We start from the raw sequence: 25,657 nt of genomic DNA on the forward strand, positions 1-25,657 counted from the left end.
ACTATGTCGATAAAATGTTTATCTGTTAAAAATAAAGGAGTCTTAAATATGTTTACATCATTACGAGGCAAACTGGTATTTTCGTTTTTGTTACTAATATTTTTGATCATTGCCAGTGTAGGCGCCGTTACATATAGCCAAGCCAAAAAGAAAATAGATCATGACGTCGTTGCAGATGCGGAAGCTGCGATGGTAGATCTTGAAGAAATGATTCATATTTACCTAGATAACTATTCTAAAATACTTAGCTCTTATGGGAGCACCTCATTAGTCGATGATTTTCTCGTAGATGGATCCGCAGCAAATGAGGAGACTATGTTGGAGGGATTCGACAAGGTATTAGGGAATTTCCCTGACATGCAGGTCCTATACTTGGCAACCGCCGGAAAAGAGTTCTATTCTTCTCCTGCCATGGATCTCCCATCAGATTTCGATCCTACTACTCGAGCTTGGTATGTGCAGGCTATGCAAAGCCCAGGTGAGGTCATTTATACAGATGTTTATGCAGATTCAAGTACCGGTGAACCGGTCATCACTTTAGCAAAAGCGGTAACAGGAGATGGAGTTGTACAGGGAGTGCTTGCAACAGATATTAATATTACCGCTTTGGAAGAGCTAGTTGCACAAAAAGAACTTGGATATGGTGGATATAGCATTCTTTTGGACAATTACGGAGTTGCATTGGTGCATCCTACGTTGACTGGGGAAAACCTGTTAGATCAGGACCTACCGTTCATCGATAACATCTACAAGGAAGAAACGGAAGGTGTCCAAAGGTATACATTTGACGGAGAGAACAGGGTGCTGGCTTTTAACACTGTCAATGAAACTGGCTGGAAAATAGGCGGAGTGTTTTTGGAAAAAGATATGCTCCAATTGGCAAATGGCATCTTGAGAACAATTGTAATTGTAGGGTTAATCGCTATTGTGGTGGCAAGTATTTCTACCATTCTATTAGCACGTTATATTACTAGGCCGATATTGAGGTTGAATTCTGAGGTTACCAAAGTTGCCGATGGAGATTTAACCGGGGATATTGAGGTTGGTTCCAAAGATGAAATTGGTGTGTTGGCAACGTCCTTTAAAACAATGCTAGTGAATATGCGCGAGATGATTGGAACGGTGGCCGATTCTTCTCAAAAAGTGAAGGCATCTGTGGAAGATATGAGTGCGGTCACAGAAGAGGTTTCCGCAACGAGCGAAGAGATGAACCGCGCTATCGAGGAACTGTCAAAAGGTGCGGTCCAACAGGCAACCGATTTAGAAGGAACAAGCTCTCGTACCCAAAACCTAGCGGATAATATTGAGGATGTGTTATCCAAGCAAGACAATCTTCAGGCGCTCTCTGGACAGATTATTTCTGCGAATGAAACCGGTCTGAAGAAGCTTGGGGTGCTGCAAGGCCACACAAATGAGTCAACAGAAATTGTAATGAGTCTTAATGCGTTAATGACCCAGTTTACGGACAAAATTAATAGTATAGAAGAAATTACGCATACCATTAACGAAATTTCCAATCAGACCAATCTGTTGGCATTGAATGCAAGCATTGAAGCAGCTCGTGCCGGCGAACATGGCCGTGGATTTGCGGTTGTGGCAACGGAAGTAAGAAAGCTTGCGGAACAAACAGCCGACTCGACCCAGCACATTAAAGAGACCATCTCAAGTATTCAAGAAGAGTCCATTGTAATTTTGGCGGAGATGGAGAGAACGAATAAGATCTCAAGCGAGCAAAGCCTTGCTGTAACGGACACTGGAGAGTCATTCGGAGAAATCGCGACCAACATCCGCTCTATCATTGGATTCATCGAAGACATTATGGGCAACATGAATGCCATGAATGAGTCCAAGGAAGAAGTGCTTGCTTCTGTTCAAAGCATATCGGCCATCGCGGAGCAGTCTGCTGCAGGTACGGAAGAAATTGCAGCTTCAACAGACGAGCAAGTGAAGGCAATCAGCAGTATAGCATATTCAGCTGAAGAGTTGCTTGCAATGAGTGAGAACTTGAGTGAGTTGATTAAGAAGTTTAAGTTGTAAGATTTTTTGTGGGAACCCCGGCCGGGTGAGAGAGTGGATGGCCGGGGTTTTTTGTATAGATTTCTAGGGTGTTCGCGAGGACCTACTTGTGCGTTGAGGTCGCTATTTCTTGATATATTGCTAGATTTCTTGATATATCTTGAATTTTCTTGATAAGTGGGTAGATTTTCTTGATATAATCCAATTTTTCTTGATATATCATCAAATTTCTTGATATCTATTAGGTTATGAAGGTATTAGCAATTTTCTAGACGCTTTTCATGACACTTTGGTCCTTAAATACCCCATTATTCCCCAAACCCCATCAAAATTTTCTTGCATTCTTGGAACGTTTCCCAAAAGTCGCTTGTCTAATAAGGGAAAGGAGGTCACAACATAGTGAAAATATTAAAATCGTGGTTCAAACCGTCCGCAAGTGGCCCGACATTCGAGTCCCTGATAAAAAACGAGCAGGAAAAGCTTTATAAAATAGCCTTTGCCTACGTGAAAAACGAACAGGATGCATTGGACGTGGTGCAAGAGGCCGTCATCAACGCATACAAGGCGTTCCCGAAACTGGAAAATCCACAATATTTTTCTACATGGATGACCAGAATCCTGATCAACACCGCTATCAATGAATTGAGAAGAAAGAAGAAAATTACCTTCCTTGATATAGAGAAACATCATGAACAGTCTGTCAAAGAAACCCACCTGTCCATACATAAATTAGACCTGGAAGAAGTGCTGGAAAGACTCAAACCTGAACAACGGAGCTTATTGATGATGAGATTTACTTACGGTTACTCAATCAAGGAGATGGCGCAAATCTTTGAAAAGCCGGAGGGGACGATTAAATCCCAGCTACACAGGACGTTGGCTCAGGTAAAAGCGGAACTCGAAGAAGGAGGAGAGAAGTATGGAGAGGCTTAGCCGAGAAATTGGAGCTGAATTTGAGGATATATATGTACCGACAAAAGAGCTGGATGCTAGGGTGCAAAATGCGTTGGAGATCGGGCAGAAACGGGAACGGAAAAAATCCAATAGGCTGCAATTGTTGAAGGTCAATTTTGCTGCGATATTAGTGGTCGGGATTATTGCCGTGCTTGCACAGTCATTTTGGAATGCAGACGAAAACCTTTCCGGATCAGTTGCAAAAGATAGCATTCTCTCCAACCACGGTGACCCTGGAATCAACCTCGTTGCCAAAGAGGGAAAAACGACCGCATTGAATTTGGAAGAAAAGTCGAATGGAATGACAATCAAGATAAAAGAGGTATATTTTGATGAAAGCCGTGTTGCTGTGGGGTATGAGGTGGAAGCGGAGGAAGCTAAGAAAGGGCAGGTATACTCTACTATGTCATTTAACGGTAAAGATCTTGGTGGAGGCACAGGAAACTGGGATATAGCCGCCGATCAAACACATAGAGGCATACTTGATTTTGATGCAGAAGACCTTGCTGATGCTGGCACAATCGAATTGAATGTTGAATTTAGTGAATTCAATGAAAAACAAGCAGAATGGCACTTCCAAGTTAAAGTGGAAAAAGAACCAGGATTACTGGTAAGAGGTCTTGGACTTGAAAAGCAAGACGAAGGTAGCAGGTTCAGAGTTTCTCTCCTAGAAGAAACGGCCTCCAGGCTCGAACTGACTACAAGTTTTTATTTACCTGATGACATTAGAAAAACCATAACAGACGATATGTTGCTAGAAATGATTGTGGTGGGGGAACAACCTGATGGATCCTTTATATCAAATAGCTATTACAGACAGAGCGGTAATTGGGGCTTTGCTGAACGGATGAAAGAAGGTAAGAGTTATACATCACACTCTGAGTTTGCGCCATTACGCAAAATGGATTCGTTTAAAGTTATACCGTATGTAATTGATTATAATAAGGCAATTACCGAGCCTTTGAAGCAAGGGGCAGTTTTATCTTCCCAAAATGGAACAATACAGCTGGTTAGTATGACGAATAAAGAAAATAGATTGTTAGTCAAATTGGATAAGGGGAGGGTCCCAACTGAGCTAATCGGTCAAAACGTCCAAATTGAAGATAAGAATTTTAACAGGTATAAGAATGTGTTCTATAGAGATAAAGGGAATTACGTTGAACTGTACTTTGAGATAAAAGGTAAGAAGGAAGACTTAAATATTGTCTATCAGCCAGTGGAATATTTCTTTGAAGATCTGGCCATCGAGATAGAATAGGAAGTAAAGCGGCTGCCGATCCAGCCGCTTTTTTGCTTCAATGGATATATCCGTTTTACAATGGATAAAACGATTTTACAATGGATATATCGAATTTACGGTTGATATATTTATTTTACAATGGATAAATGGTCCGTTTGAATGGATATCCCCGCAAATTCACCTTCATGACAAAATCCGCAATCAACAAACAATACAGACTACGTCCATTTGAGTAAATGTACTCAATAAAAATCCACTAAAATACAATGGTTATTACTATTCTCCCTACTTTTTGCCCCACCCTAATAATTAGTGACTACTTTACGAAATATCTCTGTGATTTCGACAAAATACTTCAAACGGAAGAATATATTGGTAGAAAACGAGGGGGATTATGGTGGAAAGTCAGAATATTAGGTCTCGTAAAGAGAGAATTGAGACGCAAAAGAGAATCAACAAGGGGAAGAGAGATAGAAAAATTGTTAGTTATGTCCTAGCTGGAACTCTTGCGGTTAGTGCGTTTATCACAGTTAACGCCAGAGGTGAAGTGCTTGCGAATGAAGCAGTACACCAAGTAAAACCTGGAGATACGTTATTTTCACTAGCTCAAAAGTATGGGGTGTCCGTCAAGGAATTAAAAGAGTTGAATGGTCTAAAGTCTGACATCATAATAGTGGGTCAAATTTTGCAACTGAGTGAAACTGGTTCTAAAGAAGTGGAAGAAAACAAGAAATCAATCCATGAAGTGTCATCTGGAGATACATTATTTTCAATAGCTAAGAAATATGGTCTTTCTGTTCTGGAACTTAAACAAGTAAATAACCTTAAAACGGACCTAATCAAAGTTGGCCAGGTCCTGAAGGTTGGAGGTACAACCACTTTATATAAAGTAATTACTGGAGATACCCTCTTCTCTATTAGTGAAAAATTCAATGTAACGGTTGGTTCGATCCAAAAGGAGAATAACCTCACAACGGATACAATTCGCATAGGGCAGCAGTTAATCATTCCTACATCTAATCATCAGTCGGTGGAAAAGTCTCAGGAAAAAGTGACAAAGGCATTTTACACGGTAGCACCAGGGGAAACGCTGTGGGGTATCGCCAAAAAGTTCAATATGTCCGTACATAAAATTAAGAAAGATAACCACATGTCCTCGGAATTTGTGCTGATAGGTCAGGAATTGAAAATCCAAACGGACGGCATGATAAAAGCCAATGCGGTCATAACTGGAGTAGTAGATCGCAATTCAGTGGAGTTTCTGATAGAAGGAGAGAAGGAGCCGGTTGTTCTGAGGGTTGCTTACGGGACGGCACCTAATTATGACATTATTTCAGGAGCGGAGCTGTCTATCATTTATAAAAAGGGGATCAGTCCTGTTTTAGTAGATCTTGTGTTTGCTAATGAGGAGTTTGGTTATTAGAATTTGTAGGGGGAGGATCACTTATGGTGGTCCTTTTCTTTTGGCAAAGGAAAGAAACGAATTCTTTGGTCAAACGTTTGTTTAAAAAATAATTAACTGGCTACCAATAGAATTAAACCATCCATCAAACGTTTGTTTAAAGTCCCCAATCCGTTGCCCTGCATGCTCCAACGGCTATTAATCGAACGTTTGTATAAACATAAAACTCTCGGCAATCCATCCCACCACCGCAATTAATCAAACGTTTGTTCAATAAAAAAACCCCACGCAACCACGCGGGGTTCCCATCTACTACAACACATTAAAATACCTAGCCTCAGGATGCGCAAACACAATTGCCGAGACCGATGCTTCCGGCTCCATCATGCAACCGTCCGTCAGTTCCACGCCAATATCCTCCGGCTGAATCAACTTAAACAACTTCTGCTGATCCTCCAAGTTCGGACATGCAGGATACCCAAAGGAGAAGCGCTGGCCTTGATACTTAGCCGAGAATCTTTCCTTCATCGTAAAGCTGACCGGATCTGGGAAGCCCCAGCGGTCGCGCATTTGCTGGTGGACGAGTTCGGCAAGTCCTTCCGCGGTCTCAAGCGCTAAAGCTTGCAGGGCATGGCTTTCCAAGAAGCGGCCTTCCTTTTTATAAGCGGCACCCAGCTCGCGAATTCCTCGGCCGGCTGTTACAGCAAACAGTCCTACATAATCCATGACGCCACTGTCACGGGGCTTCACATAATCTGCCAAGCAAAGATGGGGTGCTTTTGCCTGTCTTGGAAAATCGAATTGCTCAATCACTTTAGAAGTGTCCTCCGGGTCATAGATAAACAGGGTATCGCCTTCTGACTGAGCCGGGAAGTATTGGTACACGGCAGCGGGAGTGATGAGTTTATCCCGCTTAACTTCTGATAGTAGCTGATCCACCACACCTTTCACTTGCAAGGTGCGCTCATCCCTCTCAGCAATCAACCTCTCAATTTTTCCTTTTACCCCAAGATGGTGGCCAATCAACATTTGCATATTGATGTACGGTTCCACATGGGAAACGGAAATGTTCCGCAGCAGGTGACGCTTCGTATCGCTTGGCGTAAAAACACGGACATTCCGAGAGACATTGGAACGAACCTTAACGGCCGTTGCCACAGCACTGCTATCCTCAACGGCTCCACCTAAGCTCTCTGCAGCAGCCGCTGCCTCACGCAATCTCTTCTGTTTTTCCGCCTGCTCATTAACCAACACTTCCAACTCTTCAGGGGAACGCAGCTGGTTGGCAAGGGACAAACCGTTCATCGCATCTTTTGCGTACAGGACAAGCCCTTCGTATTCTTTGGAGATCTTGTTGTCTGTGAATTTTCGAGATAGCGCAGCTCCTCCTACTAAAATAGGAACGGAGATGTCGGATTGCTTCATATCCTGCGCCGTCAACACCATTTGTTGTGCAGATTTTACGAGCAGTCCGGATAGGCCAACAATATCCGGCTTTTCTTTTTTAATAGCTTGAATCAAGTCGATGGAAGTCACTTTGATTCCGAGGTCGACCACATCATAACCATTGTTGCTCAAGATGATGTCGACCAGGTTTTTCCCAATGTCATGAACATCCCCTTTAACGGTTGCAAGCAAGATCTTCCCCTTAGAAGAAGAGGTATCGCTTGCTTCCATATGCGGCTCCAAAAATGCGACGGAGGCTTTCATAACCTCTGCGCTTTGTAGCACTTCCGCAACGATCAGCTGGTTATCATTGAACAAGCGGCCGACTTCTTTCATCCCGTTCATTAATGGACCATTGATGATTTCCAATGGTGTAGGGTAAGCTGCCAACGCAAGCTCAAGGTCAGGAAGGAGCCCTTCTTTTGTCCCTTCCACCACATAGTAGGCAAGTCGCTCATCTAGAGGTAAATCCGGAATATTGGACTTTGCTTCTTTCTTTTTGCCTCGGTAAAAGTCCGTAAACACAGCCAACGACTCATCGGTCGTTTCAAACAGCAATTTTTCCGCCATCTCGATCTCTTCGGCCGGGATGGAGGCGAAACGCTCCAGCTTTTCCGTGTTCACGATTGCATAGTCCAGGCCTGCCTGTGTGCAGTGGTAGAGGTAAACGGCATTGAGTACTTCACGTCCGACAGGTGGGAGGCCGAAAGAAACGTTGCTGACGCCAAGTATCGTCAGACAGGCAGGGAAGTGTTCTTTTATCAATCGTATTCCTTCCACCGTCGCATTCGCCGAACCGATATACTGCTCATCACCGGTACCGACAGGGAAAACAAGCGGGTCGAAGATGATGTCAGTAGGGGAGACCTTGTACTTGTTTACCAAAAGATCATAGGACCTCTGTGCAATCTCAAGCTTTCGTTCAGCACTGACGCCCATACCTTCTTCGTCAATGGTGCCGACGACAAGCGCCGCCCCGTATTTATGAACCAACGGAATGATCGCTTCAAAGCGTTCCTCGCCATCCTCAAGGTTGATGGAGTTGATGATTGCTTTTCCTTGCGAGTATTTCAACGCTGCTTCGATGACCTGTTCGTCGGTGGAGTCGATGACAAGCGGTACCTTCACTTTTTTCACGACCTCTTGCACGAATGCTATCATGTCCTCTAGCTCATCGCGGTCCGGGTCGGCAAGGCAGATGTCGATGACGTGGGCGCCGCCTTTTACTTGGGCACGCGCCACTTCTGCCGCCTCTTCAAATTTTTTCTCCGCAATCAGCCTCTTAAACTTGCGGGAGCCAATGACATTGGTGCGCTCCCCGACCATGATTGGGCGAAGGGAAGGGTCGTCATAAATGAATGACTCAATCCCGGAAACGCTGTGGTGGTCGGAAACAGTTGCTGCTCGTGGCTTGTAATCTTTCATCACATCCGCAATAGCGCGAATATGATCTGGTGTCGTGCCACAACAGCCTCCGACGATGTTCAGCCAGCCTTGTTCCGCAAATCCGCCAAGTTTGGTAGCAAGGGACTGTGGTGTTTCATGGTAATGACCTTCTTCATCTGGCAAGCCGGCGTTCGGATAGCAGCTGACCGCACTTTTGGACAAATTGGAAAGTGTCCGGATATGATCCTGCATGAATTCCGGTCCGGTCGCACAGTTCAACCCGACTGCAAGAGGTTTCATGTGCTCCACAGATACGTAAAACGCATCGATTGCCTGACCGGCAAGGGTGGTTCCCATCGGTTCGATGGTTCCGGAGATGATGACAGGGACGGTGACACCAGTCTTTTCAAAAGCACGCTGGATTCCAAGAAACGCGCATTTCACGTTCAATAAGTCTTGGCTCGTTTCTACTAAAAGACAGTCAGAACCGCCGTCTAGTAATCCCCGTGCTTGCTCCTCATAGGAATCTGTCAGTGCATCAAAAGTGGTTCCACCCGTAACACTCAGTGTTTTTGTAGTCGGCCCGATGGAGCCAGCGACAAAGCGCGGCCACTCCGGGGTGGAAACTTGAGCGGTCGCACGCTTGGCAATTTCCGCGCCAAGCTTATTAATCTCGTAAGCCTTAAAACCAAGCTCATACTCATCAAGAACAAGGTCTGTTCCGCCAAACGTATTCGTCTCCACGATATCAGCACCGGCGTTTAAATATTCTACATGAATCCGTTCAATGACGTCCGGTGCGGTGATATTCAGGTTTTCGTTACAGCCGTCATATTCTTCGCCGCCAAAGTCTTCTGGCGTAAGGTTTGCTTGCTGCAGCATCGTTCCCATTGCGCCGTCCATAATCAGTATTTTCTTTTGCAGCTGTTGTTCTAGTAGTGTGATAGCTTTAGACATTTTGAACCCTCCTGGATGAATGGAACGGACCGTATTTTTTGGCATAGTTGGCAAGCTCGACTGTCAGTTCATAGCGCATGAACGGTGTGATCAAGTAGATGCCATTGAATAGTTCAAGTGCGGCATCAAGCAGCCCCTTCGCAATGTTCAACCCCTCAAGACTTGCCTGTTGTGGATCATCTTGATGGCGGTTCATCACCTCAAGCACCTGTGGAGTCAGCTTGATTCCCGGCACCTCATGGTGAAGGAAGTTGGCGTTACGGCTGCTTGTAAGCGGCATGATCCCAATATAAATTGGGGCTTCAATATGTTTCGTAGCCTGATAGACTTCCAGTAATTTTTCTTCTGAAAAGACAGGCTGACTGATGAAATAATCCGCACCTGCGTCAATTTTTTTCTCGAGTCGTTCGACCGCCTTATCGATGATGCGAACATTCGGATTGAAGGCAGCTCCGACAGAGAAACTGGTGCGCTCGCCAAGTTCTTTTCCGGAAAGGGAGACACCTTGGTTAAACTGTTTGATCATATTAATGAGACCAAACGACGTGACATCATAGACAGAGGAGGCACCCGGAAAATCACCGACCTTTGTTGGGTCGCCGGTTACTGCCAATACGTCGTGAATGCCAAGTTGATGGAGTCCCATCAAGTGTGATTGCAAGCCAATCAGATTGCGGTCCCGGCAGGTAATATGGATCAGCGGTCGCAAGCCAATATCTGATTTCACGATGGATCCAAGAGCAGTGTTGCACACTCTCGGTGAAGCAAGGGAATTGTCCGCTAACGTGAGCGCATCAATGCCTGCGTCCTTCAAGGCTTTTGCTCCAGCCATAAATTTATCTGTGTTCAATTTGCGTGGAGGATCGAGTTCCACGATGATGGATTGTTGTTTTTTTGCCTTTTCAAAGAGGGGTGTGGGAACGTCCTTCTTTTTGGAAGAAGGAAGGATAATCGTTCGTTCCTTTCGCTTCACCTGCTTTTCTTTTAGAGGAGCCACGCCTTCAAGCGCATCGGAAAAGGCCTTGATATGAGCCGGCGTGGTACCGCAACAGCCTCCTATTAATCTTACGCCTTGATCCCGAAACGCTAATGCCGTTTCTTTAAAATAATCCGCATCGCTGTCATACTCAAGCTTTCCATCTACATAAGAGGGAAGACTTGCGTTCGGATAAGCCGAAAGATAAGCAGTCTTTGGAATCGATACCTCTTCCAGGGTGGAAATCATATGATAGGGACCTAAACGGCAGTTGAGCCCCACAATATCAGCACCAAGAGATTCTAAGCGGTTTAAGGCGTCTGTGATGTGCACGCGGTTCTGCAAATAACCAACCTCTTGAAGTGACACTTGCGCAATGATCGGCAAATCCGTTTCTTTTCTAGCAATCTGCAGGACTGTCTCTAATTCCTCCAGGTCATAAAACGTTTCTAGTAAAATACCGTCGACCCCTTCAAGCAGCAGACAGTAGAGCTGCTCGCGGAAGGTACGTTTGATTTCTTCAAGGGGGATGGCTTCTGGTTTGATGGCGCGAATCCCGCCGATTGTACCGACCACATGCGCATCAGGGTGATCCGCCACGGCCCTTTTCGCCAGCCTGACCGCCGCACTGTTTATTTCCTTCACTTGATCCTGCAATCCATAGCGCTCGAGCTTGTGGTAGTTGGCTGCATACGTGTTGGTCTGGATTAGATTGGCGCCGGCGTTCAGATAAGCCTTATGAATATTATAGATTTGGTTTGGTTGCGATAAATTTAATTCCTCAAAGCAGCAATCAGAACCGTAAGAATAGAGGAGGGTCCCCATTGCACCGTCTGCAATTAAAATTTTGTCTTGTTGTAAACTATCTAAGATTCCCATGATATACCCTCCGTTGTTCTTGGTTACCGCTTGCTGCTGTAATGGTATGTTGAAATGCCTGTTCAAAATCTTCTATTAGATCCTCCGCACTTTCAAGTCCTACCGACAGGCGGAGTAGGGAGTTTGTGATGCCACGTTTTAATCGTTCTGATTCCGGCATCGCTGCATGAGACATTTTCGCCGGGAAGGAAAGGATGGATTCAACCGCCCCTAAACTCACAGCAAAAACCGGGATCTCGACCTTGCCGACAAACTTCCGGAGATCCTCTTCGCTGTGCAGTTCGAAAGAAAGAACAGCACCAGGTCCCTGTGCCTGCCTGTGTTGAAGGGTGAAGCCAGGGTGTGTCGTCAATCCTGGAAAATAAACCTTTTTAACGGCAGGATGTTTTTCTAGGTAACTGGCAATTTTATAAGCGGACTTTTGGGACTGCTCCAGCCTTACATGTAACGTTTTGAGCCCTCTTAAGACGAGCCATGCATCTTGGACACCAAGCACCGCGCCGAAGGAATTTTGCAAAAAGGCTAAACGGTCGGCAAGCTCAGGATCCTTTGCCACCGCAAGCCCTGCCACGACATCACTGTGTCCCGACAGGAACTTCGTTGCGCTGTGCAGGACAAGGTCGGCACCAAGCTCCAGCGGCTTTTGCAAGGAGGGCGTCAAGAAGGTGTTGTCGACGAAAGTCCAAGCTCCGATTGTTTTGGCGAGAGTAGACACAGCCGTGATGTCCGTTACTTTTAACAATGGATTGGATGGTGTTTCTACGTAAAGCAGTTTGGTGTTGGCCTGGATGGCCGCCTTTACTTTTCCCAAATCTGTCATATCCACAAACGTATGCGCCACGCCGTAACGGGTAAGAACTTCAGACACCATTCGGTAAGTTCCACCGTACACGTCTTCTGAAATCAATACGTGATCGCCTTGTGATAGAAGGAGGAAAGCAGTCGAGATCGCAGCCATACCAGATGAAAAAGCAAAGCCTCGCGTTCCTTCTTCTAAGTGGGCAATGGTTTCTTCGAGTGCTTCCCGGGTCGGATTGGCAGAGCGTCCATAGTCATATTTGCCAAAGGAATCGATATCAGGCTGATGAAAAGTGGAGGCATGTTGGATGGGCACGCTCACCGCTCCATTACTTTTATCAAACTTATGGCGGTTGTGTAACAGCTTCGTTTGAAAAGAATGGCTCATGATAGGACCTCCTTTTGGATGGAAGCAGCTTTCAGCGCCGCCTCTAAATCTTGTATCAAGTCTTCAGCGTCTTCAATGCCGACCGAAAAACGTAACAATCTGTTGCATACACCGGTCTCTATGCGAATTTTTTCCGGAATGTCCGCATGCGTTTGCGTGGCAGGGTATGTGATGAAGCTTTCCACGCCGCCAAGGCTTTCGGCAAAAGTAATCAGGTTCAAGTTTTGAAGCAGCGGATTGACCCATGCCTCGTCTTGAATGCGGAAGGAGAGCATGCCGCCTCTTCCAGGGTACAGGACGTCTGTGATGGAATCATGTTGAGCTAAGTATGCAGCGATTCGCTTTGCATTATTTTCATGCCTTTCCATGCGAAGGGACAAGGTTTTCATACCGCGGATCAATAGCCAGGAATCGAATGGGCTGAGTACCGCACCTGCTGCATTATGGTGAAGCGATAGCGATTCACAAAGCTCCACGCCTTTTGCGACAATCAGCCCTGCCAGCACATCATTATGCCCGCCAAGATACTTGGTCGCACTGTGAATGACGATGTCCGCACCTAATTTTATGGGATTTAATAGAACAGGAGTGTAAAACGTATTATCACAGATCAGTAGGAGTCCGTGCGCTTTCGCGAGCTCAGAGACTGCTTCTAAGTCTGTTTCTACCATCAGGGGATTGGTTGGAGTCTCTACAAAGATAGCTTGTGTTTGTGAAGTAATGGCTTTTTCGATTTCTGAAAGGTCGGTCGTGTCCACATAGCTACAACACAGTCCCCATTTTTTATAGCCTTCTTCAAAAAGGCGGTATGTGCCGCCATATAAATCCTTACACACGATAAGATGGTCACCGGACTTAAAAAGGGAAAGGATAGTTAGAATCGCCGCCATGCCGGAGCTGCAGGCAAACCCTTGGTCGCCGCTTTCAAGCTCCGCAATCGCCTTTTCCAACACATGTCGAGTGGGATTGCCGGTTCTTGTATAGTCATATCCTGTTGATTGCCCAATACCTTCGTGTCGATAGGCAGTGGAAAAATAAACAGGCGGATTGACAGTTCCAGTGGCAGTTTCTGAGCGATTTCCGATTTGTGCAAGCTTTGTTTCCGTTTTATACATGAATGGGCCTCCTATATGGTAAGTGACAATCGTTTCTTCCAGAGGGCAGGGGCTTTAATGCTTTATCGGATAAAAAGAAAAAGCCTTCTATAAGAAGAAGACTTTTATCGAAAAGTTCATTCTTCTCATCTCTGCAAGCATCACAGCTTGCTGGAATTAGCACCTTTTCAACGTCCGTTCTAACGGGCGCTGCTGGTTGCTGAGGTGTCTTCGGGCCATTCCCTCAACCTCTCTGGATAAGAAAGTTCACTATTTAATTATCTGAACAATTTAATTATTTTACTAATTTACAACAGGTCAGAGTGAAATGCAATGTTTTTTTCTGGATGAATTAATTTTATGCGGTGAAGGAGTGGGGTAGAAGTGAAGTACCAGAAGAATTTTTTTGTCATAAAATGGTCAATCCCAAAAGAGGAAATTAAATGGAGCATGTTATATAATGTTAACTATAAAGTATGTGAAACTTTTCACTAACTAAACTATACAATCCATTTTTCATTAATAGAAAAGAGGGATTTAACATAATGACTGATTTAAAAACGATCGCTAAATCGCATAGAGGCACAAGGGTGACGCTGATCTTGATTGCCATCCTGACAGGGGCAACGGTTATCGGGCAGGCGTATTTTTTCGTCACTATCGTAGATCGAGTCTTCCTAAGGGGCCACACTTTTCAAGAAATCCTGCCATTCCTGGGTGGCCTCCTGGTAGTATTGGCTGCACGAGCGGCCTTGACCTATTGGAGCGGCATTACTGGAGTGAAGCTTGCTGCCAAAGTAAAGCGAGATTTCCGGATTGCGTTGCTGCAGAAATTTTCCAACAGTCCGGTTCAAGCTTCCCTGAAAGGTCAATCCGGCCAAAAGGTGAGCGTGATGATGGATGCGGTGGATGAAATCGATCCGTATTTCAGCAGGTATGTGCCACAAGTCATGCAATCGAGCATCATACCAATCATGATCTTGATTGCGGCATTCAGCCAGCATGTGAATACAGGTTTGATAATACTAATCACAGCGCCGTTCATTCCCATTTTCATGATTGTGGTAGGCTTGAAAACTAAGAAAAAATCAGAAGAGCAGATGGATAAACTGAATGCTTTTTCCGGAACGTTTCTTGATACGTTGCAAGGGCTCACGACGTTAAAGCTTTTCGGTCGCTCAGCCAAGCAACAGAAGACGATTGAAAACAGCAGCTTAAGCTTCCGTGATGCAACAATGGAAGTGTTGAGAATTGCATTTCTGTCTTCGTTGATGCTGGAATTCATTTCGATGCTTGCCATTGGTTTGATCGCACTTGAAGTGGGCTTGCAACTTGTTGTTTTTGAAAATGTTACGTTCTTTACTGCTTTCTTCGTATTGGTATTGGCACCTGAGTTCTACCTGTATCTGAAGGAACTTGGAAGCGCCTTTCATACGGGACGCGGAAGCATGGGAGCAGCGAAAAAGGTAACAGATGAGCTGGCCGAGGAGGAAAATCCTATCGAATGGGGAGACGCTTCATTTCAAAAGGTGCATGGTCCTCCTGCATTACAATTGAACAACCTTGGCTTTCGTTATGGAGATCAAGGGTTTACCATCGAAAATATATCAGTGGATATACCGCCATATACGCAGCTTGCTTTAATTGGGCGTAGTGGAGCAGGAAAATCAACACTGCTCAATCTGATGGCAGGATTGATTCGTCCGTCAGAAGGGGAAGTGCTGGTGGACGGAAAGCCGTTATATGAATACGAAGAAAAAACGTGGTTTGACCAAGTCAGCTATATTTCGCAAAATCCGTATCTTTTTTCAGGAACAATTGCCGATAACATTGCGATTGGCGGGAAGGCGGAAGCTACCCAAGAAGAGATAAGGGATGCTGCGGAAAAAGCAGGTATCCTATCGTTAATTGAATCTTTACCAGAAGGTTTTGAAACGAAGATCGGAGAAGGTGGGAGAGGTTTATCTGGCGGTGAGAAGCAGCGATTAGCGTTGGCGCGGGCCTTTTTGAAAAAGCCGTCGGTCATCCTGTTTGACGAGCCAACAACAGGTCTGGATCTGCAGACGGAGCGTATCTTGCAGGCTTCTATGAAGGAGCTGGCGAAAACGTCGACGGTTATTACGGTTGCTCACAGATTGCATACGATTAAACAGGCAGATACCATTTTACTGCTGGATTCCGGGAGATTGGTCGCCCAAGGGAAGCATGACGAGTTGGTCGAAGCAGTACCGGCTTACCGTGAAATGGTGTCTGTCCAGCAAGGAGGGAGCGCAGGATGAGAGAATTAGCACATGTTGTAAAGCTGGTCATGATGGAGAAGAAGGACATACTCCTCTCCATCTTGCTCGGGTTCTCAGCGGGGATTACGGCAGTGGGACTGTTTGCCTCTAGTGGATATCTCATTTCCAAAGCGGCACTGGCTCCGCCGATCTATACCTTGACCGTGATGATTGCGGTCCTGAAGCTCTTCGGTTTCGCGCGGGCATTTGTTCGTTACGGAGAACGACTATATTCGCACAGGGCAACTTTTACGATTTTAAGTAATCTACGTGTCGCTTTTTATAAAAAAATTGAGCCGCTTGCGCCGCAAATTTTCCAGAAATACAGAAGCGGTGATTTGCTTGCACGAATTGTGGGGGATGTAGAAAGCTTGCAAAACTTCTTTCTACGTGTGTTCTACCCGCCGGTTGTGCTGGTGCTCGTCTTTTTAAGTACGATATTTTTCATTTCCTTTTTCTCTATTTATCTGGCATTGGTAATGTTCGTCGGATTAATTTTGACAGGGTTTGTGGTGCCAGCGTACTTTGCGCTCGGGCAACGCCGATTGCAAAGTCGTGTCAGAGAAGAGAGAGGGGCGCTATCGACAGAGGTGACGGAACTGTTTTATGGGTTCCGCGACTTGAAGATCTATCAGCAACTCGATGTAAAAGAGAAGTTGCTTGCCGATGCTGCCGGTTCTTATGTTGGGGAGCAGGAGCGAGAAGGAAAACAGGCGATGTTCAATCAATCGATGAACACGTTTATTACGTTGCTTGTGTCATGGGCCTTGCTTGCGCTGGGGGCATACCTAACTGTGGAGGGCCAGTTTGAAGGATTGTTCCTGGCAATGCTAGTGATGATTTCCTTGACGGTGTTTGAAAATGCTGCGCCGATGGCTGTTTTTCCGAATCATTATGAGGAGAGCAGACGGGCTGCGGAAAGATTGGATGAAGTGGTCGACGGGGAGCCGGTTGTAGGTGTGGCGTCTTCTGAAACAGTTGAATTACCTGTTGGAACGGCGTTTTCTTTCGAAATGAAGGATGTCCACTTCCGCTATCCTGGAGAATCCCGTTTGACGCTGGATGGGGTGAATATTAGTTTGCCTGCTGGATCGAAGACGGCGATTGTTGGGCCTAGTGGGTCTGGGAAATCGACGTTGTTGCAGTTGTTGTTAAAAATTTATGAAACTGAGGATGGGAATGTCTCGTTGGATGCATGGGATTATGCCTCTGTTGATCAGGAAGACTTGTGGGGCGTGGCAAACGTCGTCCTGCAGGAAAATCACTTTTTCTACGGCACGGTAAGGGAGAATCTCGCTCTTGCTAAAGATGGATTGAGCGATGAAGAAATGGTAGAGGCATTGAGCGCGGTGAAGCTTGACGGGTTTTCCTTGGATGATGCGGTGCTCGAAAAAGGGGAGAACCTTTCCGGCGGGGAGAAGCAGCGCCTTGCTATCGCGCGTGCATTGTTGAGGTCAGAACGTTTGTGGCTCTTGGATGAACCGACTTCCTCCGTGGATGCTGTAACGGAAGCTGCAATTTTTGAAAAACTTTTTGAGGCGGCGGCAGAGGATACCTTGGTGCTGGTGAGTCACCGTTTGACGGGTCTCGAGAAGATGGATCAGATTGTTGTCATGGAGAATGGTCGTGTTGTGGAAGCAGGCACATTTGACGAGTTGATTAGGATGAAGGGGTACTTCTATGAGATGAAAGAGATAGAGAAGAGTGTGTTTATGTAGGTTAGGGGTTTTAGCTTTGGCTAGGCCGTCTGGGGGAGAGATAGTTGGTCCCTCTGGCGGCTTTTTTCTTAGATGATAGGGGTGCTGGATCAATTGTCCGAAGTTTTGGCGAAGTTGACCGAAGATTTCTCAGAGTTGACCAAAGAATTGAGAAAGTTGACCGAAGTTTTGAGTCAAATGACCGAACGCATTTTTCAAATGACCGAAGGCCCAAAATATTTGACCGAACATCCGCCTGTAAATGTCCGAACCCCCACCAAAATAGGTAATGAAATGTCTGAACCAATGGGAAAGTTGTCCGAATGGGTTTTCACACCCCAAAACTGGATCATTTTCCTCTCTTTTTCCTCCAAAATCAATAAAGCCCAAAGCCTAAATTTGCTAAAAACCTTTCCAAAAAACAAACTTCTTCGCCTTTGGAGTTGTTTCGTTCTTCACAATGAGTTCCCAAACTGAAAGTAGACTTTTAACATAAATTACATTGACGTTTAGGAGGAAAGGGTAGTATAGTAGAGTTTAAATGATAACGATTATCATTAGGGTGTCGAAGTAAAAACGATTAATATACATAACTATTGTAAAAAGGGTGTGGAAGTATTGGTACGACGGTTTTTCTCGTATTATAAGCCATATAAGTGGCTGTTTATTTTGGATTTTTCCTGCGCCGTTTTGGTAGGGTTGCTGGAACTTGCGTTTCCGATTGCCGTTAACCAGGTAATTGATAGACTGTTGCCGCAAGAAAATTGGACACTCATCGTCTGGGCGTGTATCGGACTACTTGCCATCTATGCGATCAATACCGGGCTTCATTATGTGGTTACCTACTGGGGGCATATGCTTGGCATTAATATTGAAACAGACATGCGCAGAAAATTATTTCAGCACATGCAAAAACTTTCGTTTGGCTATTACGACAACAATAAAACAGGGCATTCCATTTCAAGGCTTACCAAAGATTTAGAAGAGATCGGAGAAGTTGCCCACCACGGACCTGAGGATGTCTTTGTGGCATTGATGACGCTTATCGGGGCATTTTTCATTATGCTCTCCATCAATTGGAAGCTTGCTATACTATCATTCTTAGTCATTCCGCTATTAATGATCCTTGCCATCCATTTTAATAAAAAAATGACACGCACGTTCCGCAGAATGTTCAGTGACGTGGCTGAAATTAATGCAAGAGTGGAAGATAGCATCGGTGGAATCCGCGTGGTGCAGGCTTTTGCCAACGAAAAACATGAACAGAAGCAATTTGCCGTGAACAATGAAAGCTACCGTTCTACGAAACTAGCTTCTTATAAAATAATGGCCCAGAATGTCACTGCTAACTACATGCTCATGCGTCTTGTTACGTTATTTACCCTGCTGTTTGGTACCTTCTTCGTCATTCGCGGAGAGCTTAGTTACGGAGAGTTTGTCGCATTCATCCTTCTGTCTAACATTTTATTAGGGCCGATTCAGAAAATAAATGCGGTAATCGAAAGCTATCCGAAAGGGATTGCCGGGTTCAAACGATACACAGAAATCATGGAAACAGAACCTGATATTGCAGATGCGCCGGATGCGGTCCATGCAGATTTAGAAGGGGAAATTCATTACCGAAATGTATCGTTCGGGTATGAAGGCAACGAACGAGTATTGAAAAATATCAACCTCACCGTCAGAGCGGGGGAAACAGTGGCGATTGTCGGTCCATCAGGTGCCGGAAAAACGACGCTATGCAGTCTTTTGCCAAGATTCTATGAGTTAGAGGAAGGCAGCATTCTTATTGACGGTTATGATACGCGCGAATTGACGCTAGAATCTTTGCGAAGCCAAATTGGAATCGTGCAGCAGGATGTATTTTTATTTTCTGGAACGATCAGAGAAAATATTGCATACGGAAAACTTGATGCCACAGACGAAGAAATCATGGAGGCGGCAAGACGTTCCCAACTGGATGAATTCATTTCCACGCAGCCACAGGGGCTTGATACCGTCATTGGGGAACGCGGGGTGAAACTGTCTGGCGGACAAAAACAACGTCTTGCCATTTCACGGATTTTCCTGAAGAATCCACCGATCCTGATTTTAGATGAAGCGACGTCCGCACTTGATACCGAAACAGAACGCGCTATCCAAGAATCGTTGACGGAGCTTTCCAAAGACCGGACAACGCTTGTCATCGCCCACCGCCTTGCCACCATCAAAAATGCAGACCGTATTATGGTTGTGACAAAGGATGGCATTGCCGAACAAGGCCGACATGAGGAACTGATTGAGGCAGAAGGAATTTATAGCAGACTGCATCATGCGCAATTCGGATAAAGAGTGAGGAAATTTTTGTAAGGGTGTTTCAACTGTCTCCACGGGGGAATGTATAGAGAAAAGAGCTATCATTTTTCCTAGGAGGAAACGACAATGAAAAAAACGATATTAGGTGTATATGATACAGAGAAGAAAGCTAGAAATGTTGTGGAAGGATTGATTGTCCAGGGATACCGGGCGGAAGAGATCGTCGTGGTTGCACTTGGTGAAGAAATTGGATCCGACTACCCGACAGGAACAAGGGTCGAACATATCACATCAGAAGAAGACGATTCTGTGGTCGACAAACTCCTTTTGCCGGATGAAGCACAGGCACCACAAGGTGTAGGCAACAAACTGCTTGAACTAGGCCTTTCAGACCGAGATGCACCAATGTATGCAACAGATGTGGAAAACGGCAGAATCTTGGTGCTGACGAATGAAAAAGAGAGCCAGGAAGCACGCACGGTTGAGCCTTGTGTGGGAGATCGTGAACAGCAAGAGATGCACTAGACAGGTAGACTTATATAATTTGAGGAACGCTCCCTATAGTGGGGACGTTCCTCTTTTTGTATTCATATAGGAAAGAAGTGTTATGATTCCACCCTTTTTAATGGCTTCGTTGCAGGCCCTTCCAAAACGTCCCCCTTATAGGAGAACCTTGATGCATGACATGGGCAATCCCACGAACGTTCCGCATCATTCCACACCACGTCGCATCCCATATGGGTACAGATAGGCTTTAAGAGGTGATATGTGCCTTCCTTGTCCTTGTATGCTCCAACTTTTTTGCCATCAAGTTGAATTATTCCTCCCTCATCATATTCCAGTTCTTCGATGCTACGGGACTCTCTTTTTATTTTTCCCTTTATCAGTTCTTTTGCAACTGTTGCATTTTCCTTTACAAAATTTTTGGCGCTGCTGAAATCCATCTCGTTTCTGCTCGGATGGAAAAGGTCCGTGTAGGGATTTTCCTTGTTAAGGATATAATCTTTCAATATACAAGCAGCAATTGTACCGTTTGTCATCCCCCACTTCGCATATGCGGTAGCTATAAATACATTTTCAGAACCTTTCTTAACAGGGCCGATGTAAGGCAAGTTATCCAAGGAAAAAATATCCTGTGAGGACCAATGAAAAGGAATGGCTTCTATATCAAAGTACCTGGTACCAAATTGGACGAGCCTTTCATAGTGAGTAGAGGTGTCTCGATCATTTTGTCCGGTAGGATGCCCTTCCCCTCCAAATAGCAATAATTTCTTTCCATCAGGGCCGGGTGCAGATCGAATGGAGCGTGTCGGTTTTTCGGCATTCAAGTACATCCCATCTGGTATGTTTTTTTCATTTGTTTTCGCCGCCAGGGCGTAAGAGCGTTCCACATGTAATCTGGAAAAGAGAAGGCCGTTCCTATCATTGAATGGGTAATGGGTGCTAACGATGACATGGTTACTTTTCACCTTAAATCCGTTTTCCGTTTCAACAACCGAAGAATCCGCCTGTATGTCTGTAGCTCTTGTATCCTCATACACTTTCCCGCCTAGTTTTGTAAAAGCCCGCAACAGTCCATTAAGGTATTTGATTGGATGAAACTGTGCCTGGTCCCGCATCATCACAGCATTGTTTATGGAAAAGGGCAGGGTAAGATCTCCCTTATGAGCAAAGCCCCCATTTATACCAAGCTTAAGATAGGCATTTGCCTCTTTCTCCACTTTTTGCTCCATTTCCTTGCTTGTCGAGTAAATAAATGAAGGGAGTGTCTGGAAATCGCAATCTATCTGCAGGGCGTTGATGCAGTCCTGAATGAAAGATAAGCCTTTCTGATTTGCCTCATAATAAAGCCGTGCTTTTTCTTGTCCGTGTTGATTAATCAAATCTTGATAAATCAACCCATGCTGAGAGGAAATCTTGGCAGTGGTAAACCCGGTGGTCCCGCCGATGACCTTGCCACCTTCTAGGAGAGCGACTTTCAACCCTTCCTTTGCAAGAAGGTAAGCTACGGTGATTCCGGTAATTCCGGCACCGATGACAGTCACATCTGTTAAGACATCTTCAGTAAGCGGAGAAAAAGTATTGGGTGAATCTTGCTCTTTCCAGAGTGAAGCAGGGAAGGATGGTAGTTTTGTATTATTAGACATATTAAAACCTCCAATAAATAGCGTTACTAATTCGTACCCTACCTGATGGGAAAATATCGTCATGCAGAGTATTGGGAGATTCATGGTAAAGTAACTTCGAATATCCCTATGCCAACTTCCATAAAGAAGAAGGTAGCCATTAATTTTCCTGGGTGTTTCGCTGCTTTGGCACGAACTCGGGGTGTTTTGGCACGAACTCGCCACGTTTCCGCACGAACTCGGGCATTTTTGGCACGAACTTGCCACGTTTCGGAACGAACTCTGCCCAACATAGCCTCAGCTCGTCCTCAGAACGGTCCAATCAACCCCCATTCAACAAATTTAATCGAATACGTTTTGAAACGAAAGAAATTTTAAGGTAATATACAAAGTGGAAGAGTTACTAGAATTAGCTCGATAAAACATATAAGCAAGGAGAGTACTCATGACAAAAGTTTTAGTACTAGGACATAAAAACCCAGATACAGATTCCATCTGCTCAGCCATCGCTTATGCAGAGTTGAAAAAACAACTAGGCATGGACGCAGAGCCGGTTCGTTTAGGTGAGTTAAACGGCGAAACAGAATATGCGCTAAAAGAATTCAACAGTGAAGTGCCGCGTCTTGTGGAAACTGTTGCAAACGAAGTAAAGGAAGTAATTTTGGTTGACCACAACGAGCGCCAACAAAGCGTAAGTGATATCGATCAAGTTCGCGTCCTTGAAGTAATCGATCACCACCGTATTGCAAACTTTGAAACGGCCGATCCTTTATACTACCGTGCAGAGCCAGTAGGTTGCACCGCGACAATTTTAAACAAGCTATACAAGGAAAATGGAGTGGTAATCTCTAAGCCAGTTGCCGGATTAATGCTTTCTGCCATCATTTCTGATTCCCTATTGTTTAAATCCCCAACTTGCACAGAGCAAGATGTACAAGCTGCAAAAGAACTTGCGGAAATCGCGGGTGTAAATGCAGATGAGTATGGATTAGCGATGTTAAAAGCAGGAGCAGACATTAGTGACAAAACAGTAGAACAGCTTATCTCCCTTGATGCAAAAGAATTCCAAATGGGCGACTACAAAGTAGAAATCGCACAAGTAAACACGGTTGATACAAACGATGTTCTTACAAAACAAGCAGAGTTAGAAGCAGTAATCACTGCGAACGTTGCGGACAAGGACTTAGATTTGTTCTTACTTGTCGTAACGGATATCTTGGAGAATGATTCTGTTGCACTTGCACTAGGATCCCAAGCTCCGGTTGTAGAGAAAGCATACAACGTGAAGCTTGAGAACAACACTGCTTTGTTGAAGGGTGTTGTGTCCCGTAAGAAACAGGTTGTACCTGTGTTGACGGATGCATTGACAAAATAATAGATGTCTTCGGATAGATGGCGCATGGATTGATTCTTTTGGTGAGTTGGTCCGTGCGTTTTTTTAGGTTTTTTGATATCCCCATAAAAAAGTTACCCAAAAGTGATCCAAATCCTCAACCTAAAACGTTAGGTTCCTAAAGAACCTAGACCCACCCTAAAACATACCAACATTTTAAAGTATAAAAGGAAAGTGTTATATATATAGATAGAGAGATTTGACAAAGAGAGAAGAGGGACGCCCATGAAGACAAGGTTACTGGCATTGTCATTAATAATTGTACTGCTAATAGCAGCTGGTTGCTCGAACACCAACTTAAACAACAGCGACAACGCCGGCGAAGAACTTAAAGAAAAAGATTGGAGCGACATCACCGAACTTGCCGAGGGCTCCAAGGTTCGCATTTTTATGTGGGGCGGAGATGAAGGAATTAACCGCTACATGGATGAGTGGGTCGCGCCTAATTTAAAAGAAGCGCATAACATCGAACTAGAACGAGTCCCAATGGATACAAATGAAATCCTTCAAAAACTATCCACGGAAAAGCGTGCAAACAAAGAAGAAGGTACCATCGACATCATCTGGATAAATGGGGAAAACTTCAAGAACGCCAAGGAGTTTGAACTACTTTACGGTCCATTCAGCGAAAAACTCCCAAACTACCAGAACTATGTCGACACGGAAAGTCTGGACGTCCAATATGATTTCGGTACGGAAGTGGAAGGACTGGAGGCGCCTTGGGGGAAAGTGCAGTTCGTCTTCCAATATGATGAAGAAAAAATCCCAACCCCTCCTGCCAACTTCGAAGAGTTAAAAGATTGGATAAAAGAAAACCCAGGAAAGTTTACGTATCCTGATGCAAATGATTTTACAGGAAATGCGTTTCTTAGACATGTTCTGTACGATGCGGTGGGCGGACCGGAGAAATTATTAGAAAACGGCTACGATGAAAAGGTTTTAGCGAATCATGCAGACGCCCTTTGGAGCTATCTCCGTGAAATCCAGCCGTCCCTTTGGAGAAACGGAGAGACCTACCCAGCAACTCTAACCGACTTAGATCGTCTCTATAGCCAAGGGGAAGTGTGGATGACGATGGGGTATAACGAGGCGAGGGCGGAAAGTCTTATCAAGGACGGCATTTTTCCTGAAAGCACGAAATCCTTTGTGTTAGATTCAGGTTCTATCGGAAATACGCACTTCCTGGCCATCCCGTTTAACAGTCCAAATAAAGCAGGTGCGATGGTGGCGATCGATTTCTTGATGTCCCCAGATGCACAACTTGCCAAATATGAGTCGACATATTGGGGAGAAAATATGGCGCTTGATCCGACAAAACTGCCAGAAGACGCACAGGAAAAGCTAGCCAATATGGATCGCGGAGCTTCTGTCCTGTCACCGGAAAAGTTGAGTGAAAGCCTGTTACCAGAAGTGGATGCAGAATATGTGAATTGGTTGAAGGAGCATTGGGTCAATGAAGTGGTTCAAAAGCAATAACTGGAGTCTTGCACTCCTACCAGCTTTTCTTTTTACATTCTGCCTTGTCGTCTATGGGCTGTTTATGGCGGCACAGGAGAGTGTGACAACCTTAAACGGCTTTTCCTTGGATGCATATAAAAACATATTTGATAACGAGGCTTTCCTGGAGTCGTTAACATACAGTCTCAGGATTGCCTTCGTTTCAACGGTACTGTCTCTCGTATTGGGTCTTTTACTAACTAAATTTCTATTTGAAACTTTAAACAACCACTTGGCAAGGACAGTTGTTTGGTTGCCGATGCTATTTCCTCATTTTGTTTGGGGATATATGATGATTTTGCTTTTTTCGCAAACAGGTTGGTTCTCCACCATGTTGCATGCCATGTCCATCATTGATAGTCCTGATCAATTTCCGGTACTGACGAATGACCGCTATGGAATTGGCATCATCCTTACATATACGTTAAAAGAAATTCCCTTTGTCGTGCTAATGTTGTTGCCTGTATATGCACAGCTTAACCGGGATTTGCCGAATGTGGTGATGACTCTTGGCGGCAACAAGTGGCATGTTTTTAAAACAGTGGAGTGGCCGTGGCTGTTTCCGGTGCTGATGGAAGCGGGGCTGATTGTTTTTGCCTTTATTTTGGCGGCATTTGAAGTGCCGTACTTACTTGGGACGACCTATCCGAAAATGGTATCTGTCCTTGCGTATGAGTGGTTTTATCAAGGGGACTGGAGCAAAAGGCCGGAATCATTTGCTGTGATGATGACAGTGACCGCGATAATCTTTGGTCTGCTTATCATCCTATTAAGTTTGGTTTCAAGGTCACGGTATCGGATGATGAAAGGAAACGGGATGTAGGATGAGGAAAA

At 45.0% G+C, this 25,657-nt stretch carries 19 protein-coding genes and 1 riboswitch; of the genes, 13 read left to right on the top strand and 6 right to left on the bottom strand.

The window, feature by feature from the left end; translation table 11 throughout:
* Positions 1-48: 48 nt before the first annotated feature.
* The 5 genes from B4U37_RS01205 (at position 49) to B4U37_RS01220 (ending at position 5,633) form a co-directional block, all read left to right on the top strand.
* Complete coding sequence (locus B4U37_RS01205) at positions 49-2,037, top strand: methyl-accepting chemotaxis protein (protein ID WP_198317064.1); 1,989 nt, start codon at positions 49-51, stop codon at positions 2,035-2,037.
* 378 nt (positions 2,038-2,415) lie between these two features.
* Positions 2,416-2,949 (top strand): sigma-70 family RNA polymerase sigma factor, encoded by a 534-nt coding sequence (locus tag B4U37_RS01210; RefSeq protein WP_088016741.1) that lies wholly within the window; start codon positions 2,416-2,418, stop codon positions 2,947-2,949.
* The gene (locus B4U37_RS01215; protein WP_088016742.1) at positions 2,936-4,228 is read left to right on the top strand and encodes a DUF4179 domain-containing protein; all 1,293 of its coding nucleotides are present in this window, start codon (positions 2,936-2,938) and stop codon (positions 4,226-4,228) included. The genes B4U37_RS01210 and B4U37_RS01215 overlap by 14 nt, the downstream gene beginning before the upstream one ends.
* Before the next feature lie 40 nt (positions 4,229-4,268).
* Positions 4,269-4,442, top strand: coding sequence for a hypothetical protein (locus B4U37_RS21725; RefSeq protein WP_157663673.1), 174 nt, complete (start codon positions 4,269-4,271; stop codon positions 4,440-4,442).
* Between the two features lie 162 nt (positions 4,443-4,604).
* Positions 4,605-5,633 carry a LysM peptidoglycan-binding domain-containing protein gene (locus B4U37_RS01220; RefSeq protein WP_088016743.1) on the top strand — a complete coding sequence of 343 codons (1,029 nt, stop codon included), beginning with the start codon at positions 4,605-4,607 and terminating at the stop codon, positions 5,631-5,633.
* 291 nt (positions 5,634-5,924) lie between these two features.
* Here B4U37_RS01220 and metH read toward each other — a convergent pair whose 3' ends face one another.
* The 4 genes from metH to B4U37_RS01240 are packed head-to-tail and all read right to left on the bottom strand — an operon-like array spanning position 5,925 to position 13,557.
* Positions 5,925-9,401, bottom strand: coding sequence for a methionine synthase (metH, locus tag B4U37_RS01225; protein ID WP_088016744.1), 3,477 nt, complete (start codon positions 9,399-9,401; stop codon positions 5,925-5,927).
* Positions 9,394-11,256 carry a bifunctional homocysteine S-methyltransferase/methylenetetrahydrofolate reductase gene (locus B4U37_RS01230; protein ID WP_088016745.1) on the bottom strand — a complete coding sequence of 621 codons (1,863 nt, stop codon included), beginning with the start codon at positions 11,254-11,256 and terminating at the stop codon, positions 9,394-9,396. The genes metH and B4U37_RS01230 overlap by 8 nt, the downstream gene beginning before the upstream one ends.
* Positions 11,240-12,442, bottom strand: coding sequence for a cystathionine beta-lyase (gene metC, locus B4U37_RS01235; RefSeq protein ID WP_088016746.1), 1,203 nt, complete (start codon positions 12,440-12,442; stop codon positions 11,240-11,242). Before metC ends, B4U37_RS01230 begins: the two co-directional genes overlap by 17 nt.
* The gene (locus tag B4U37_RS01240; RefSeq protein ID WP_088016747.1) at positions 12,439-13,557 is read right to left on the bottom strand and encodes a methionine biosynthesis PLP-dependent protein; all 1,119 of its coding nucleotides are present in this window, start codon (positions 13,555-13,557) and stop codon (positions 12,439-12,441) included. Before B4U37_RS01240 ends, metC begins: the two co-directional genes overlap by 4 nt.
* Before the next feature lie 122 nt (positions 13,558-13,679).
* Positions 13,680-13,800: riboswitch (SAM riboswitch) on the bottom strand.
* Between the two features lie 281 nt (positions 13,801-14,081).
* On the opposite strand from B4U37_RS01240, the gene cydD reads away from it, so the two are divergent.
* The 5 genes from cydD (at position 14,082) to B4U37_RS01265 (ending at position 20,332) form a co-directional block, all read left to right on the top strand.
* Complete coding sequence (cydD, locus tag B4U37_RS01245; protein WP_088016748.1) at positions 14,082-15,815, top strand: thiol reductant ABC exporter subunit CydD; 1,734 nt, start codon at positions 14,082-14,084, stop codon at positions 15,813-15,815.
* Positions 15,812-17,533 carry a thiol reductant ABC exporter subunit CydC gene (gene cydC / locus B4U37_RS01250; protein ID WP_088016749.1) on the top strand — a complete coding sequence of 574 codons (1,722 nt, stop codon included), beginning with the start codon at positions 15,812-15,814 and terminating at the stop codon, positions 17,531-17,533. Before cydD ends, cydC begins: the two co-directional genes overlap by 4 nt.
* A gap of 72 nt (positions 17,534-17,605) precedes the next feature.
* A complete protein-coding gene (locus B4U37_RS01255; RefSeq protein ID WP_157663674.1) occupies positions 17,606-17,989 on the top strand; it encodes a hypothetical protein in 384 nt (127 codons plus the stop codon).
* Between the two features lie 141 nt (positions 17,990-18,130).
* Positions 18,131-19,840 (top strand): ABC transporter ATP-binding protein, encoded by a 1,710-nt coding sequence (locus B4U37_RS01260; RefSeq protein WP_088016751.1) that lies wholly within the window; start codon positions 18,131-18,133, stop codon positions 19,838-19,840.
* Positions 19,841-19,933: 93 nt separating this feature from the next.
* Positions 19,934-20,332: a general stress protein gene (locus tag B4U37_RS01265; RefSeq protein ID WP_088016752.1), complete on the top strand. Its 399-nt coding sequence runs from the start codon at positions 19,934-19,936 to the stop codon at positions 20,330-20,332.
* An 80-nt stretch (positions 20,333-20,412) separates the two neighbouring features.
* Here B4U37_RS01265 and B4U37_RS01270 read toward each other — a convergent pair whose 3' ends face one another.
* Complete coding sequence (locus tag B4U37_RS01270) at positions 20,413-21,954, bottom strand: FAD-dependent oxidoreductase (protein ID WP_088016753.1); 1,542 nt, start codon at positions 21,952-21,954, stop codon at positions 20,413-20,415.
* Positions 21,955-22,034: 80 nt separating this feature from the next.
* Positions 22,035-22,226 (bottom strand): hypothetical protein, encoded by a 192-nt coding sequence (locus B4U37_RS01275; RefSeq protein ID WP_088016754.1) that lies wholly within the window; start codon positions 22,224-22,226, stop codon positions 22,035-22,037.
* Between the two features lie 152 nt (positions 22,227-22,378).
* Between B4U37_RS01275 and B4U37_RS01280 the strand changes: the two genes are divergently transcribed.
* The 3 genes from B4U37_RS01280 (at position 22,379) to B4U37_RS01290 (ending at position 25,646) form a co-directional block, all read left to right on the top strand.
* Positions 22,379-23,308 carry a manganese-dependent inorganic pyrophosphatase gene (locus B4U37_RS01280; protein ID WP_088016755.1) on the top strand — a complete coding sequence of 310 codons (930 nt, stop codon included), beginning with the start codon at positions 22,379-22,381 and terminating at the stop codon, positions 23,306-23,308.
* 243 nt (positions 23,309-23,551) lie between these two features.
* Positions 23,552-24,802 carry an ABC transporter substrate-binding protein gene (locus B4U37_RS01285; RefSeq protein ID WP_088016756.1) on the top strand — a complete coding sequence of 417 codons (1,251 nt, stop codon included), beginning with the start codon at positions 23,552-23,554 and terminating at the stop codon, positions 24,800-24,802.
* On the top strand, positions 24,780-25,646 hold the full coding sequence (locus B4U37_RS01290) for an ABC transporter permease (protein ID WP_088016757.1): 867 nt from the start codon (positions 24,780-24,782) through the stop codon (positions 25,644-25,646). Before B4U37_RS01285 ends, B4U37_RS01290 begins: the two co-directional genes overlap by 23 nt.
* The last annotated feature ends 11 nt before the right edge of the window (positions 25,647-25,657 follow it).

This window comes from Sutcliffiella horikoshii, from assembly GCF_002157855.1.
GTDB classification, from domain to species: Bacteria; Bacillota; Bacilli; order Bacillales; family Bacillaceae_I; genus Sutcliffiella_A; species Sutcliffiella_A horikoshii_C.

Bases quoted from the DNA above. Each gene is read 5' to 3' on its own strand.
- B4U37_RS01205 (WP_198317064.1), top strand. From the start codon at position 49: ATGTTTACATCATTACGAGGCAAACTGGTATTTTCGTTTTTGTTACTA.
- B4U37_RS01215 (WP_088016742.1), top strand. From the start codon at position 2,936: ATGGAGAGGCTTAGCCGAGAAATTGGAGCTGAATTTGAGGATATATAT.
- B4U37_RS21725 (WP_157663673.1), top strand. From the start codon at position 4,269: ATGGATATATCCGTTTTACAATGGATAAAACGATTTTACAATGGATAT.
- B4U37_RS01220 (WP_088016743.1), top strand. From the start codon at position 4,605: ATGGTGGAAAGTCAGAATATTAGGTCTCGTAAAGAGAGAATTGAGACG.
- metH (WP_088016744.1), bottom strand. From the start codon at position 9,401: ATGTCTAAAGCTATCACACTACTAGAACAACAGCTGCAAAAGAAAATA.
- B4U37_RS01230 (WP_088016745.1), bottom strand. From the start codon at position 11,256: ATGGGAATCTTAGATAGTTTACAACAAGACAAAATTTTAATTGCAGAC.
- metC (WP_088016746.1), bottom strand. From the start codon at position 12,442: ATGAGCCATTCTTTTCAAACGAAGCTGTTACACAACCGCCATAAGTTT.
- B4U37_RS01240 (WP_088016747.1), bottom strand. From the start codon at position 13,557: ATGTATAAAACGGAAACAAAGCTTGCACAAATCGGAAATCGCTCAGAA.
- cydD (WP_088016748.1), top strand. From the start codon at position 14,082: ATGACTGATTTAAAAACGATCGCTAAATCGCATAGAGGCACAAGGGTG.
- cydC (WP_088016749.1), top strand. From the start codon at position 15,812: ATGAGAGAATTAGCACATGTTGTAAAGCTGGTCATGATGGAGAAGAAG.
- B4U37_RS01255 (WP_157663674.1), top strand. From the start codon at position 17,606: ATGATAGGGGTGCTGGATCAATTGTCCGAAGTTTTGGCGAAGTTGACC.
- B4U37_RS01265 (WP_088016752.1), top strand. From the start codon at position 19,934: ATGAAAAAAACGATATTAGGTGTATATGATACAGAGAAGAAAGCTAGA.
- B4U37_RS01270 (WP_088016753.1), bottom strand. From the start codon at position 21,954: ATGTCTAATAATACAAAACTACCATCCTTCCCTGCTTCACTCTGGAAA.
- B4U37_RS01275 (WP_088016754.1), bottom strand. From the start codon at position 22,226: ATGTTGGGCAGAGTTCGTTCCGAAACGTGGCAAGTTCGTGCCAAAAAT.
- B4U37_RS01280 (WP_088016755.1), top strand. From the start codon at position 22,379: ATGACAAAAGTTTTAGTACTAGGACATAAAAACCCAGATACAGATTCC.
- B4U37_RS01285 (WP_088016756.1), top strand. From the start codon at position 23,552: ATGAAGACAAGGTTACTGGCATTGTCATTAATAATTGTACTGCTAATA.
- B4U37_RS01290 (WP_088016757.1), top strand. From the start codon at position 24,780: ATGAAGTGGTTCAAAAGCAATAACTGGAGTCTTGCACTCCTACCAGCT.